The 13,190-nt window shown below is 63.5% G+C and carries 13 protein-coding genes and 1 pseudogene; 6 read left to right on the top strand and 8 right to left on the bottom strand.

Annotated features, from left to right (window positions below; genetic code table 11):
- Positions 1-2: 2 nt before the first annotated feature.
- On the bottom strand, positions 3-806 hold the full coding sequence (locus BLS75_RS15810) for a SirB1 family protein (protein WP_019093363.1): 804 nt from the start codon (positions 804-806) through the stop codon (positions 3-5).
- Between the two features lie 182 nt (positions 807-988).
- On the opposite strand from BLS75_RS15810, the gene BLS75_RS15805 reads away from it, so the two are divergent.
- The 3 genes from BLS75_RS15805 (at position 989) to BLS75_RS15795 (ending at position 2,806) form a co-directional block, all read left to right on the top strand.
- Entirely contained in the window at positions 989-2,008 is a 1,020-nt protein-coding gene (locus BLS75_RS15805; protein WP_011059327.1) for a Leu/Phe/Val dehydrogenase, read from the top strand.
- A gap of 79 nt (positions 2,009-2,087) precedes the next feature.
- Positions 2,088-2,342 (top strand): hypothetical protein, encoded by a 255-nt coding sequence (locus tag BLS75_RS15800; protein ID WP_041774068.1) that lies wholly within the window; start codon positions 2,088-2,090, stop codon positions 2,340-2,342.
- A gap of 11 nt (positions 2,343-2,353) precedes the next feature.
- The gene (locus BLS75_RS15795; RefSeq protein ID WP_053149055.1) at positions 2,354-2,806 is read left to right on the top strand and encodes a hypothetical protein; all 453 of its coding nucleotides are present in this window, start codon (positions 2,354-2,356) and stop codon (positions 2,804-2,806) included.
- Between the two features lie 150 nt (positions 2,807-2,956).
- Here the strand turns inward: BLS75_RS15795 and BLS75_RS15790 are convergent.
- Positions 2,957-3,196: pseudogene (locus BLS75_RS15790) on the bottom strand (YebG family protein); the annotation flags it as partial.
- 266 nt (positions 3,197-3,462) lie between these two features.
- On the opposite strand from BLS75_RS15790, the gene BLS75_RS15785 reads away from it, so the two are divergent.
- Positions 3,463-3,963 (top strand): phosphate-starvation-inducible protein PsiE, encoded by a 501-nt coding sequence (locus tag BLS75_RS15785; RefSeq protein WP_011059330.1) that lies wholly within the window; start codon positions 3,463-3,465, stop codon positions 3,961-3,963.
- Here the strand turns inward: BLS75_RS15785 and BLS75_RS15780 are convergent.
- The 3 genes from BLS75_RS15780 to BLS75_RS15770 form a co-directional block, all read right to left on the bottom strand.
- On the bottom strand, positions 3,960-4,277 hold the full coding sequence (locus BLS75_RS15780; protein ID WP_011059331.1) for a DUF3509 domain-containing protein: 318 nt from the start codon (positions 4,275-4,277) through the stop codon (positions 3,960-3,962). The two genes, BLS75_RS15785 and BLS75_RS15780, sit on opposite strands and share 4 nt — an antisense overlap.
- Before the next feature lie 218 nt (positions 4,278-4,495).
- Positions 4,496-5,791 (bottom strand): serine/threonine transporter, encoded by a 1,296-nt coding sequence (locus BLS75_RS15775; RefSeq protein ID WP_072451253.1) that lies wholly within the window; start codon positions 5,789-5,791, stop codon positions 4,496-4,498.
- 63 nt (positions 5,792-5,854) lie between these two features.
- Positions 5,855-7,231, bottom strand: a complete 1,377-nt coding sequence (locus tag BLS75_RS15770; RefSeq protein ID WP_072451252.1) for an L-serine ammonia-lyase — start codon at positions 7,229-7,231, stop codon at positions 5,855-5,857.
- 135 nt (positions 7,232-7,366) lie between these two features.
- Here BLS75_RS15770 and BLS75_RS15765 point away from each other — a divergent pair, with 135 nt between their 5' ends.
- Positions 7,367-8,314: a LysR substrate-binding domain-containing protein gene (locus BLS75_RS15765; protein ID WP_072451251.1), complete on the top strand. Its 948-nt coding sequence runs from the start codon at positions 7,367-7,369 to the stop codon at positions 8,312-8,314.
- A gap of 213 nt (positions 8,315-8,527) precedes the next feature.
- Positions 8,528-8,935, top strand: coding sequence for an HPF/RaiA family ribosome-associated protein (locus BLS75_RS15760; protein WP_072451250.1), 408 nt, complete (start codon positions 8,528-8,530; stop codon positions 8,933-8,935).
- A gap of 70 nt (positions 8,936-9,005) precedes the next feature.
- On the opposite strand, the gene fecA is transcribed toward BLS75_RS15760, so the two are convergent.
- The 3 genes from fecA to BLS75_RS15745 form a co-directional block, all read right to left on the bottom strand.
- On the bottom strand, positions 9,006-11,366 hold the full coding sequence (gene fecA / locus BLS75_RS15755) for a TonB-dependent Fe(3+) dicitrate receptor FecA (RefSeq protein ID WP_072451249.1): 2,361 nt from the start codon (positions 11,364-11,366) through the stop codon (positions 9,006-9,008).
- Positions 11,367-11,566: 200 nt separating this feature from the next.
- Positions 11,567-12,532, bottom strand: coding sequence for a FecR domain-containing protein (locus tag BLS75_RS15750; protein ID WP_072451248.1), 966 nt, complete (start codon positions 12,530-12,532; stop codon positions 11,567-11,569).
- Positions 12,533-12,540: 8 nt separating this feature from the next.
- Entirely contained in the window at positions 12,541-13,029 is a 489-nt protein-coding gene (locus tag BLS75_RS15745; RefSeq protein WP_011059338.1) for a sigma-70 family RNA polymerase sigma factor, read from the bottom strand.
- Positions 13,030-13,190 lie beyond the last annotated feature (161 nt).

The following is a 13,190-nucleotide window of genomic DNA, read 5'->3' as shown; positions in this document are numbered from 1 at the left end:
GGTCAGTGCACGATGGTGTTGGGCGGCAGGTGCCCCAGGCGTTCGGTCAGGCGCAGGCGCTGGATCGGGTCGTCGCTGAGCAACAGGGCGTGCTCCAGGTCGAAGCGTTCGGCATTCGGGCATTCCAGGCGCTGGTAGAGGCTGGCCCGGGCCAGGTAGTCGGCGGCGCTGCCGTTGCCGATTTCCAGGACCCGTTCGGCATTGATCAGGGCCCCCAGGTGGTCGTCGTAGGACAGGTGCAACTGGCGCAGGTTGCGTGACAGGCGCTGGAACATCTGCAGCGGTTCGGCGCTGGCCAGATGCTCGGCGCTGAGCTTGATATGGGCGCCGTACTGGCGCTGCAGCAGTTCCCGGCAATCGTTGGGGTACAGCCGGCGCCCGCCGCACGGGTCCAGCAGGTGGTCGGCACCGGGCACCCGCAGCAGGAAGTGCCCGGGAAAGTTCACCCCCGCCAGCGGCACCTGCAGCCGCTGCGCCAGTTCCAGAGCGATCAGGGCCAGGGCCAGGGGCTGGCCGCGCCGACGCTCCAGGACCTTGTCCATCAGCGCAGCCTGGGGCCGCAGGGGCAGGTGTTCGTCCTGCTGGAAACCCAGGTCGTTGAGCCGGCGCAACAGCGGTTGGCCAAGCTCGTTCGCCGGCAGCGTCGGCAGGCTGCTGCCCACTTGCTGCTGCAGTTGCTTGAACTCCTCCAGCATCAGGCCGGGCACCACCTGGGGATCATGCTCGGCGGCAATCCACAGGGCAGCTTCCAGCAGGGCGGGTGGCGAGCGGTGCAGACAGGCGAAAAAAGCTTGGCGCGGGTTCATCTCGATCTCCGACGGATGCCTCGTTTTAGCCCCGTGACGAAGCTTCGTCCAGTGTTGAAATGCGTGGTAGCAGGTTATTTCCCAAAGCCTGCAAAACCCCGGGGCTTATTCCTGCGCGGCGCAGCAAATTCCAGGCGCAAGCCTATACTGGCGTCTACAAGAAGTGATTCGGGAGCCCGTCGATGTTCGCTCTCATGCACAGCACCCGCCTTGAATCGCTGCACCTCAGCGTCGACCCCTGTACCGGGTTGAAGGCAGTGATCGCCATCCACGACAGCCGCCTGGGGCCCGCCCTGGGCGGCTGTCGTTACCTCGCCTACCCCGACGACAGCAGTGCCGTGACGGATGCCGCGCGCCTGGCCCAGGGCATGAGCTACAAAGCCGCCCTGGCCGGCCTGCCCCAGGGGGGCGGTACCGCCGTGATCATCCGCCCCGCCCATGTGGAAAGCCGCGCCGCCCTGTTCGAAGCCTTTGGCCGATGCGTCGAGCAACTGGACGGGCGCTACATCACCGCCATCGACAGCGGCACCTCGGTGGCCGACATGGACTGCATCGCCCAGCAGACCCGTTACGTCACCAGCACCAGTGCCGCGGGCGACCCGGCCCCCCATGCCGCCATGGGAGTGTTCGCCGGCATTCGCAGCACCGCCATGGCGCGCCTGGGCAGCGACAACCTGGAAGGCCTGCGGGTGGCGATCCAGGGGCTGGGCAACGTCGGCTACGCCCTGGCCGAGCAGTTGCACGCTGCCGGGGCGGAGTTGCTGGTCAGTGATATCGATGCCGGCAAGGTGCAACTGGCCATGGAGCAACTGGGCGCCCATCCCATCGCCAACGATTCTCTGCTCAGCACCCCTTGCGACATCCTCGCACCCTGCGGCCTGGGGGCGGTGCTCAACAGCCTCAGCGTGGCGCAACTGCGCTGCTCGGCGGTGGCGGGTTCGGCCAACAATCAACTGACCAACCTGCAGGTGGCCGATCAACTGGAGCGCCGCGGGATTCTCTATGCGCCGGACTACGTGATCAATTCCGGGGGACTGATCTATGTGTCCCTCAAGCACCGCAACACGGAACTGCCGGTCATCACCGCCCACCTGTCGAAGATCAGCCAGCGGCTGACGGAAATCTTCGCCCACGCCCAGGCCGAAAAGCGCTCCCCGGCGCGAGTGGCCGATGAACTGGCGGAACGGGTGCTGTACCGCTAGGCATTCTTGCCTTAACCCTTGGCCTGGCTCTGTGTACCATCCGGCTGCGAAGTGCCCACTGACAAGGAATGTATCGACGATGCGTGAAGCGCTGGAGACCGGGCTGGATGAGCAGTTGTCCTGCCTGTTGCGGGCGGGGGCGGACTTTCAGGCGGTTCGTGATGTTCTTGTGGCATACCGGGACAAGGGCTTTTGCGCAGAGGCCGTATACAAGCATCTGGCATCACTCCGCCCTGGCGCATCAGAAGAGCTGGAGGACCGAATTCTGGAAGCCATGGATATCGCATCAGGTTTTTGTTCCGCAGGCTCCAGGGTCTGGGACGTCGCGCAATGACAGCGCCAGATATGGCCCAACCATTGACTGGCTGCTCCATCAGGCAACTGCAGTTGTACGCAGCGGCATGCCTGGCGGTTTACTGCGAACGAAAAGGCATTGCTCACCCGTCCATCGATGAGTTGATAAAGCACCTTGAGGGCTACCCGCCAAAGGGCGATCTACTGGCGTGGGAGAGAGCCGGGGCGCTGCTGGCACTCAATGGTCGCGGAGATGATTGGCCCCAGGAGCTTGTCGCCTTGATAGCGTCTGAAGAGGTCGAGGCGTTCTCCTGCATCGTTGACAGCGCAGTTGAGGTGGGAATGGTTGACCTGTATGGCGGCTCGACTGAGATGCCCCTGGCCTTCCTGGGCAAGATCACTTCCCTGCTGCATCGCAACGCTATCGAATTGCCTGATCCGCCAGGGGCGACAGCGCTTCAACCGGCCACCGCACAAGTGCCACTCTTGCCTTCGCAGGCATGAAAAAAGCCCTGTGCCAGGGGCACAGGGCTTATTCAATTCGCGTAAAGCCTATTTCGCGGCCTTGGCCGCTTTCGCCGGTTTGGCTGGCGCCTCGGCTTCAACAGGTTGCGGCTCTGCCACAGCCTCCACTACGGGAGCGGGGGCACTGAGCAACTCGGACAACGCGTCCGGCTGGCTCTTGAACGCCTTGGCGAACACATCGCGGTTCTTCGCCATGTAGATCCCGGCTTCTTCCACCTGCTGTTCGCTCAGCGACGGCACGGCTTTGTGCAACACTTCAGCGAGCAATTCAGCCAGTTCGAGCATTTTGTCATGACGGTCAGCTTCGGCTTTATCCATGAACAAGCGCTCCAGATCTCGGCTGCTGCGGTATACCACTTCGACGGCCATTCACCACCTCACATGCCTTCACGATAATGGGTCTGTATAAACACTGTATCTATATACAGGTCGAGAGAATAGGCGAAACCTTTTCGCTTGGATAGTGGCTTTTTAATGTAGACGCAATTTTTTTCCCGGGCCGATTGTTACCAGGCCGTGCCTCGTTGCCGGCGGCCACCATCTCATTGAAGGCTCCTGGCCTTTTTTCTGCATGCAGAACAACCGTCACGTCCAATCCGCATCATCCGGTCGAAACGACCTAAGGAAAAACCATCGTGAAAATCAATTGGGCCGAGAACCTGCGGCAGAACGTCCACCAGCTGGCCGAATCCCTGGGCAACCTGTTCGTCGAGTCGTTCCACTACCTGGCGCTGTTCGCCATCGGTGCGGTGACTGCCTGGGCGGCGGTGATGGAATTTTTGCAGATGATCGAGGTGGGCCACATCAAGATCGATGACATCCTGCTGCTGTTCATCTACCTGGAATTGGGGGCGATGGTCGGCATCTACTTCAAGACCAACCACATGCCGGTGCGTTTCCTGATCTACGTGGCGATCACCGCGCTGACCCGGTTGCTGATCTCCAACGTCTCGCACCACAACCCGCCGGACCTGGGCATCATCTACCTGTGCGGCGGCATCCTGTTGCTGGCCTTCGCCATCCTGGTGGTGCGCTACGCCTCGTCGCAGTTCCCTTCGGTGAAGATCGAGCATCCGCAGCGCAAGATCGGCGCGGGCTCCGGCGAACACCCGGAAGTGGAGAAGGGCGAGCTCTAGAACCTCAGGGCCGGCGGCGCGAGCTTCTGGCCGGTGGGCGGCGGCAGGCCCAGGCTGTCGCCGTTGGTCATGGCCTCGAGAATGGCCACGGCACTGTGGCCCTGCTCGATGGCGATACCAAACTGAATGCTTTGCACCAGGCGCTTGATGCGCTGCGGATCATTGCGCTGGGCCGCGCTGATCATGCGCTTGGCCACCACCCGGCCACCTTCGGACAAGGTCAGCATGATGCTGCCGTCCAGGCCCTGGATGCTCAGGTTGACCTGGTATTGCGGGGTGAAGGTGTCGGTAATCAGTTGAAAAGGGTTGTCCATGATGCGTCACCGCCTGATTGGATCGTGCAGTCATTGACCGGCAGGGCGCGGAATTAGTTCGCGATTCCGGACCACTGGCCAGTCGTTCGCCGAGGGTGGCCAACGTCCGTATTCCTCCCCCGGGACAAAGCAAGGGACATGCCGGGAAACGCGCCGGGCAATGAATACGGGGACAAAAAAGCGGACCACGAGGTCCGCTTTTTTTATCCCGGCCCGATTCAGGGCACGACTGAATAAATGATCGCAGACAGTGCGACCAGCCCGATCAGCACCACGAACAGGTTCGACAACTGGCCCGAATACTGGCGCAGTGAAGGCACCCGCCGGATCGCATACATCGGCATCAGGAACAGCAGGCAGGCGATTACCGGTCCGCCCATGGTCTCGATGATGCGCAGGATGCTCGGGTTGAAGGTGGCCACGGCCCAGCACGTGAGGATCATGAACAGCGCGGTGATCTTTTCCAGCCTGCTGGAGGACAGCGAGCGCCCCCGCAGGTTTTTCACGATCAGGCCCTGGAAGCCTTCGCTGGCGCCGATGTAGTGGCCCAGGAACGACTTGGTAATGGCCACCAGGGCGATCAGCGGGGCGGCATAGGCAATCACCGGGGTCTGAAAGTGGTTGGCCAGGTAGGACAGGATCGAGATGTTCTGTTCCTTGGCCGCTACCAGGTCCGCCGGCGACAGGGCCAGCACGCAACTGAAGCAGAAGAACATCACTGTCAGCACCATCATGCCGTGGGCCGTGGCCAGGATACCGCTGCTCTTGGCTTCGGCCTGCGGGCCGTAATGGCGCTTCTGATCCAGGGCGAAGGCCGAGATGATCGGCGAATGGTTGAAGGAAAACACCATCACCGGGATCGCCAGCCACAGGGTCTTGAAGAACAGCGGCAGGGGCATGCCTTCGCCGGCCGAGGCGAAGAACGCGCCGTTCCAGTTGGGGATCAGGCTCAGGGCCAGTAGCAGCAACGCGGCGACGAACGGGTAGACCAGCAGGCTCATGGCCCGCACGATCACGCCCTGGCCGCAGCGCACGATGGCCATCAGGCCGAGGATCAGCAGCAGCGACAGCAGCGCCCGCGGCGGTGGAGTCATGTGCAGCTGGTGTTCCATGAAACTGCTCAGGGTGTTGGTCAGCGCCACGCTGTACACCAGCAGGATCGGGAAGATGGCAAAGAAGTAGAGCAGGGTGATGAGCTTGCCGGCGCCGACCCCGAAATGCTCCTCGACCACTTCGGTGATGTCTCCGGAGCGCCCGGAAAGAACGAAGCGGGTCAGGCCGCGGTGGGCGAAGAAGGTCATGGGGAAGGCCAGCAGCGCCAGCACGATCAGCGGCCAGAAGCCGCCAACCCCGGCGTTGATCGGCAGGAACAGGGTGCCGGCGCCGATGGCGGTGCCATACAGGCCGAGCATCCAGGTGGTGTCGTGCTTGCTCCAGCCCTGGCGGGCGCTGGTGGTGTCGCGGGGTGTGGCTACAGCAGGGTTTTGGGCAGCAGGTGTCGGTACATCGGTCATCGTTATCGCCTCGTTATTATTTTTGCTCGGGCTCACGTAGTGCGGACGGTCAGGGAAGGCTCCTCAGCATTCCACCCAGCTCACCGCCAGGCCGCCCCGTGAAGTCTCTTTGTATTTGTCATGCATGTCGGCGCCGGTATCACGCATGGTGCGGATCACCCGGTCCAGGGAGATGAAGTGCTTGCCGTCGCCGCGCAGGGCCATCTGGGTGGCGTTGATCGCCTTCACCGCGGCAATCGCGTTGCGTTCGATGCAGGGCACCTGCACCAGCCCGCCTACGGGGTCGCAGGTCAGGCCGAGGTTGTGCTCCAGGCCGATTTCCGCGGCATTGCACAGTTGCTCCGGGGTCGCCCCGAGGATCTCCGCCAGCCCGGCGGCAGCCATGGCGCAGGCCGAACCCACTTCGCCCTGGCAGCCGACTTCGGCGCCGGAGATGGAGGCGTTCTTCTTGCACAGGATGCCCACGGCGGCGGCACCGAGGAAAAAGTTGAGGATGTCGTCGTCACAGGCCTGCGGGTTGAACTTCATGTAGTAGTGCAGCACAGCCGGGATGATCCCCGCCGCGCCATTGGTGGGCGCGGTGACCATGCGCCCGCCGGCGGCGTTTTCCTCGTTCACGGCCAGGGCATAGAGGTTGACCCACTCCATGGCCGAGAGGGTCGAGGTGATGACATTCGGCTTGCCGATTTCCAGCAGGCTGCGGTGCAGCCTGGCGGCGCGGCGGGGTACGTCGAGGCCGCCGGGCAGGATGCCTTCGTGGCGCAGGCCCTGTTCCACGCATTCGCGCATCACCGACCAGATGTGCAGCAGGCCGCTACGGATCTCGGCGTCGCTGCGCCAGGCCCGTTCATTGGCCAGCATCAGTTCGCCGACCCGCAGCTTATGGGTCTTGCACAGGGCCAGCAGTTCAGCGGCACTGTTGAAGTCGTAGGGCAGTTGGACGCCGGTGGTGGTTTCGGCACCGGCCTCGACCTGGGCCGCTTCGATGATGAAGCCGCCACCCACCGAGTAGTAGGTCTGCTCCAGCAGCGTGCCTTGCTCGCCAAAGGCGGTCAGGGACATGGCATTGGGGTGGTAGGGCAGGCTTTCGTCCAGCAGGAGCAGGTCCTGCTGCCAGTCAAAGGCAATGAGGCTGTGCCCGCCCAGCAGCAGTTGGCCGCTGTCGCGCAACTGCTGGATGCGCGGGTTGATGCTGGTGGGGTCGATGCTGTCTGGCCATTCACCCATCAGCCCCATGACACTGGCGCGGTCGGTGGCATGGCCGACGCCGGTGGCGGACAGCGAACCATAGAGACGGATCTGTACCCGCTGCACCTGGTCTTGCAGGCCCTGCTCGAACAGCGCCTGGGCGAAGGTCGCGGCGGCGCGCATCGGGCCCACGGTGTGGGAGCTGGAGGGGCCGATACCGACTTTGAAGAGATCGAAAACACTGATAGCCATGCTAAAGCCTTACAAGCAATGGAAGGTGGATCGCTGCCATTTTTTGTAGGCCAAGCGCAATGTCGGCGATACTGCCCGCCTCGGTCAGCACTGACCAACGAAACTTCCTAAGAGATCCTTTAGCAGGGCTAAACGATGAGCCGACAATTTCATGCCCAGACCTATGTCTGGCTGCATGTGTTTTCCTGTGCCGCGCGGCACCTGTCTTTTACCCGGTGTGCCGAAGAGCTGCACATCACCCCGGGGGCGGTCAGCCAGCAGATCCGCCAGTTGGAGGAACGCCTGGGTTTTCGCCTGTTTCACCGGCGGCCCCGGGGAGTGGAGCTGAGTGCCGAAGGCCAGCGGCTGGCGCTGACGGTGAGCGAGGCCTACGGCAGCATCGACGCGGAACTGCGGCGCCTGGATGCGGGGATGATCGGGGGGACCTTGCGCTTGCGCTCGATTCCGTCGTTTCTCGGCAAGTGGCTGACTCCGCGCCTGCCGCGCCTGCAGCAGCGTTATCCAGAGATCCAGCTGCGGCTGGTGGCCGAAGACAGCAGCGTGGCCCTGCACGAGGGCGACTTCGACCTGGCCATCGACCTGAACGACGGCAGCTACCCCGGCTTGCAGTCCACCGCGTTGCTGGACGAGCAGATCTTCCCGGTGTGCGCCCCGAGTCTGCTGCGGGGCCGTCCGCCGTTGCACGGTCCGGCGGACCTGGCGCATTTTCCATTGCTGCACGACATCACCGCCTGGCGCGGCAGCTATGAATACGCCGAATGGGAGTTCTACCTCAATGCCATCGGCTTCGAAGGCGCGGATGTGCGTCGTGGCCATACCTTCAATCGCAACCACTTGACCATCGAGGCGGCGATTGCCGGCATGGGCGTGGCGATTGCCCGGCGCACCCTGCTCAATGACGAACTGGAGCGTGGCACCCTGATCGTGCCTTTCGGCCTGGCGGTGCCCAACCACAAACGCTACGTGCTGCTCTATGCGCCGGGCGCACTGAGCCATCCGGGCGTACGCGCGGTGCATGACTGGCTGGTGGAGGAAGCGGAGATCTTTCGCAGCTTGCACCCTCTGGGCGAGGGGCAGCTGTGAGCGGTTTTGACTGACGCATGGGGCGGGCTAACTCCCGACCTTAACAGCGCCTTTGCGGTTTGTCCGGCTTTATTTGCGTATGAATATTTATCTTTTTTAAGGGGTTGAAATGTTCGTCGCCGTGCCTAATTGTGTAATCAAGAGGTCACGAAATGCAGGTTCATACGCATTGCCTTGACCCTCTTACGAGCAAGCTGAAATAAGGGAAGAACTATGCAAATCCAAGTCCATAGCGATAACCATATTCAAAGCAGCCTTCGGATGGAGGAGTGGGTGCGCAGCACCGTTGAAAGCACGCTCGAACGCTACGAAGAAGACCTGACCCGGGTAGTGGTCCACCTGCGGGACGAGAACGGCGGCAAGTCGGGTCCGGACGATATGCGCTGCCAGCTGGAAGCCCGTCCGAAAGGTCACCAACCGGTTTCCGTGACCCACAAGGCCGACACCCTGGAGCAGGCCCTCGACGGCGCCACCGTCAAGTTGGAAAGCGCCCTGGAGCACATGTTCGGCAAATTGCGCGGCAAACGTGCGGTAGCGGTGCCCACAGCCGATGGCAGCGAGGCAGATGCCCTGCTCGAAGAAGAATTCCTGGAGAACCAACAGGCCGCGCTCAATAGCTGACGGCCGAGTTTCACCCCCCAACCGGACGGGCCTGCATTGCAGGCCCGTTTTGCTTTGTGGGGAAAATTAATCAGAACGCCACGGAGGTCTGCACATAGAGCGTGCGGGGCTCGCCTACGTACTTGCCCTTGTTGTTGTCGTCGAAGGAACGGGTGAAGTACTGGTGGTTGAAGATGTTCTTCACCCCCACCGCCACGTTCAGGTCCGACAGTTGCGGGCCGAAGTCATACCCGGCGCGGGTGCTGAACAGCATGTAGCCGGGGATGCGCCCGGTGCTGCCATCGGCGCTTTCGGCACGGGTGTTGGCATTGTCGGCAAACTGGCTGCTCTGGTAGCTGCTGTCGAGGTTGAGCTTCCACGGGCCTTCGGTGTAGCTCACCCCCAGGGTGCCCTTGTGCTTGGCAGAGAAGGGCACGCGGTTGCCCTTGTTCGGGCCGTCTTCGCGAATGGTGGCATCGACATAGGCGTAGGTGGCGTAGACATCGAAGCCCGCCAGCGCCGGGGCCAGGCCATCCAGGGCGTAGCTGACGCTGCTCTCGATACCCTGGTGGCGAGTCTCGCCCCGGGCGATCACCGTGTCGTTGGTCTGGTTGCTGTCGTACTGGTTGTCGAAGTTGATCAGGAAAGCGCCGATCTCCGCCCGCAGGGTGCCGTCGTCATAGCGGGTGCCCAGTTCCCAGGTGCGGGCTTTCTCCGGCTTGACCTCGCCACTGGCCACGCGGTTGGGCATCTGGCTGTACTGCACGCTGCCGAAGGAGCCTTCGGTGTTGGCGTAGAGGTTCCAGCTCTCGTTGAGGTGGTACATCACATTCAGCGCCGGCAGCGCGGTGTTGTAGTCACCCTTGTATTTGACGTGGGTGAGGTTGTTGCTCTGCTGCGACTCGATCATCTCGTAGCGGATGCCCGGGGTCAGGGTCCACTTGCCGATATCGATCCGGTCATCGACGAAGAACGCATGGGCTTCGGTGCCGCCACGGGTGTCGCGGTCATTGCGGCTGTTGCTGGTGGGCAGTTGCTGGTTGGCGGTCAGCGGCGTGCGATAGCGCAGTTCATGACCGGCTTCGTTGATGTAGCGGTAGCCGACGCCCACTTCGTGGCTGCTGTCCCCCAGGTCGAAGCCTTGGGCGAAACGGGTTTCCAGGCCGCGTACCCAGTATTCGCGAGGCGACAGGGAGAGGAAGCTGCCCTGGTCCAGGTAACCGCTGCGCAGGGTCTTGGTGAAGAAGCTGTTGACGGTGAATTCGCGGCGATCTTCCTGGTAGCGGTAGCCGACGTTGAACATCGTGCGCCGGCCCCAGAACTTGTCGTAGGGGCGGGTCGACTGGTACGGGTCGGCCTTGTAGTCCGCCACGTTCAGGCCGCCGGGCATGTCCGCCTCACCTTCGTAGTACTGGGCCATGGCATTGAAACTGTTGGCGTCATCGAGCTGGTACTTGCCCTTGAGGATCAGGTCGTCGATCTGCGTGTCGCTGTGTTCGCGCCAGTCGCCGCCGCGGGTGCCGGAGTACAGCAGGGCGCCGCCCAGGCCGTTGTCGGCGGTGCCACCGGCCAGCAGGTTGCCGGTGGTCTTGAAGCCGTCATGGCTGGAGGAGGGGCTGGTTTCGGTCTGGAAGCCGCCCTTGACCGTCGGCGCGTCGGGAATTGCCCGGGTCACGAAGTTGACGATGCCGCCGACGTTCTGCGGGCCATAGCGCACCGCGCCACCACCGCGCACCACGTCCACGGCATCCATGTTGCCCATGCTGATGGGGGCAAACGACAGTTGCGGCTGGCCGTAGGGGGCGAAGGGTACCGGGATGCCGTCCATCAGCACCGTGGAGCGCGAGGCCAGGCGCGGATTGAGGCCGCGGATGCCGAAGTTCAGCGCCATGTCGTGGCTGCCGGTGCCGTTGTTGTCCGGTGCGTTGACCCCGGGAATCCGATTGAGCACGTCCCGCGCCTGGGTGGCGCCCTGGCGTTCGAACTCCTCGCGACGGATCACGTCCCGGGCCCCTGGGTGCTCGAACACATCGCTTTGCTGGGCATCGCCGAGCCAGTCGCCGACCACGCTGGAGGCGCCCAGGTGCAGCGGCTGCGCAGCGGCCTCAGGGCTGGCCGGTTGCAGGCTGAAGGCATTGCTGCCCTCGGCTCGGGCTTGCAGGCCGGTGCCTTGCAGCAGAACGTTCAGGCCTTCCTGCGGGCTGTACTGGCCTTGCAGGCCACGGCTTTGCACGCCACTGGTGACGTGTGAACCGAAAGAAATCAGCACCCCGGCTTGCCGGCCAAACTGGTTCAGGGCGTTTTCCAGCGAGGTCGGGGCGATGTGATAACTCTGGGCCTGGGCCTCGGCGGCCTGGACCAGGGGCAGGCTGGCCAGGCTCAGGCTGGCTCCCAGCAGCAAGTGGCGCAGGGTACGGGCCAGAGGCGTGAGGCAGGTGGGTTGCTCGGTCATGAAGGTGGGTCCTGAGAAGGGGGAATCAAGGGGGCTTTCCTTCTCTGTCACTTGAACCTGGGGAAACGGCTCATGGGCGGTGATTTTTTTTCGGTGCCGGGGCGGGCGGCGGTTGGTTTGCGGGGGCTTGGGTGCGGCCCGGGTCAAGGGCGCGTCCCCTGCGGAGCCGGTTGCAGCCGGCGGGCGGCGACAGAGTGCCGTCAGGCGCGGGCCTGGACGGTGACCCAATAGCGGGTGAAGCGACGTACCTTGACCGGCAGGCTGATCTCCAGCAGGTCGAGAATCCGCTCGCTGTCATCCAGGGGGTAGCTGCCGGAAATCAGCAGGTCCGCCACCTGCGCATCACAGTTGAGCTGGCCGCGGCGGTAGCGCCCCAGTTCGTCGAGAAAGTCCGCCAGGCGCATGTGCGCTGCCACCAGCATGCCTTCGCTCCAGGCGCCGCTGCCGGCATCCAGGGCCCGGGGAGCTTGCCAGCTGTTGCCGGTGAAGTTCAGTTGCTGCCCGGCCGCCACCTGGGGCGGGGTTGTGGCGTAGTCCAGGGGCGTCACGCCGACGGTTCCGGAGAATACCGCCAGTTGGGTGTAGTCCTTGAATTGGCGCAGGTTCAGCCGCGCGCCTTGCGGGCTTACCTGCCCTTGTGCGGTCTGCACCCGCAGCGGCCGGGCATCCTGGGCACTGGTGAGCATGATCTCGCCCTCCAGCAGGCGGATCAGCCGTTGCTGGCCATCAAAGCGCACATCCACCGCGCTGCTGGTATTGAGCTGCAACTGGCTGCCGTCGCTCAGTTGCAGTTTGCGCCGCTGCCCCAGGGGGCTGCGGTAATCCGCCAGCAGTGGCGGCAGCGGGTTGTGCTCGCGCAGGCCCCAGGCGGCGGCCGAGCCGGCACCGAGAATCAGCAGCAGCTTCAGTGCCTGGCGCCGGCTGGCGGATTTCGGCGCGTTCAGGGCGGCGTGGGCCAGGGGCGAAGACAGGCCACGCAGGCGCTGGTTGACGCGCTGGATATGCTCCCAGGCCCGTTGATGTTCGCTGTGGGCATCGTGCCATTGCTGCCAGGCCTGTTGCTGGCGCGGGCTCAAGGGCCCGCCCTGCATTTCGATCAGCCAGTGCACGGCCTGTTCGGCCACCTGGTTGCTGAAATCGGGCTGGCCATTGAGGTGTGGGTTCATCGAGGCACTCACAGGGCGAAGTAGCAGCGCATCGCCGCTTTGTTCAGGTGGCGTTTGACCGTGGCGATGGAGATATTCAGCTCCCGGGCGATTTCGCCGTAGGTCAGGCCGTCCAGCTGGCACAGCAGAAAGGCTCGCTTGACCGGCCGCGGCAGGCCGTCGAGCAGGCTGTCCAGCTCCATCAGGGTTTGCAGGATGATGGCCCGCTCTTCCTCGGAGGGCGCCACCTGTTCAGGCATCTGCGCCAGGGTTTCCTGATAGGCCCGCTCCAGGTCCTGGCGCCGGTAGTGGTTGAACAGCACGCGCTTGGCGATGGTGGTGAGAAACGCCCGGGGCTCGATCAGGGCCGGTGTTTCCCGGGCGCTGAGTACCCGGATGAAGGTGTCCTGGGCCAGGTCTGCGGCGCTGTGGGGGCAGCCGAGCCGGCGCCGCAACCAGGTGTTCAACCAGCTGTGATGGGCCTGGTAGAGGCCTTCGACGGTAGCGGTGTGGGACAAGCCGGACGCTCCTGCACCGAGATGGCGCATAAGAGAACAAGAATTGTTCGCATTGTAGTGGGGCGACATGGCATTCGGCAATCAGGCCGGACCGACGGGTTTGCATCGGGTTCGTCGCTGCTTTTTGCATATGAGAATATTTATCATTAAACTTGCCCGCC

The sequence above is a fragment of the Pseudomonas sp. NFPP12 genome, assembly GCF_900103205.1.
Lineage (GTDB): Bacteria > Pseudomonadota > Gammaproteobacteria > Pseudomonadales > Pseudomonadaceae > Aquipseudomonas > Aquipseudomonas protegens.
The sequence above is the reverse complement of the archived record's forward strand: the minus strand, read 5'-3'. Positions and strand labels throughout refer to the sequence as shown.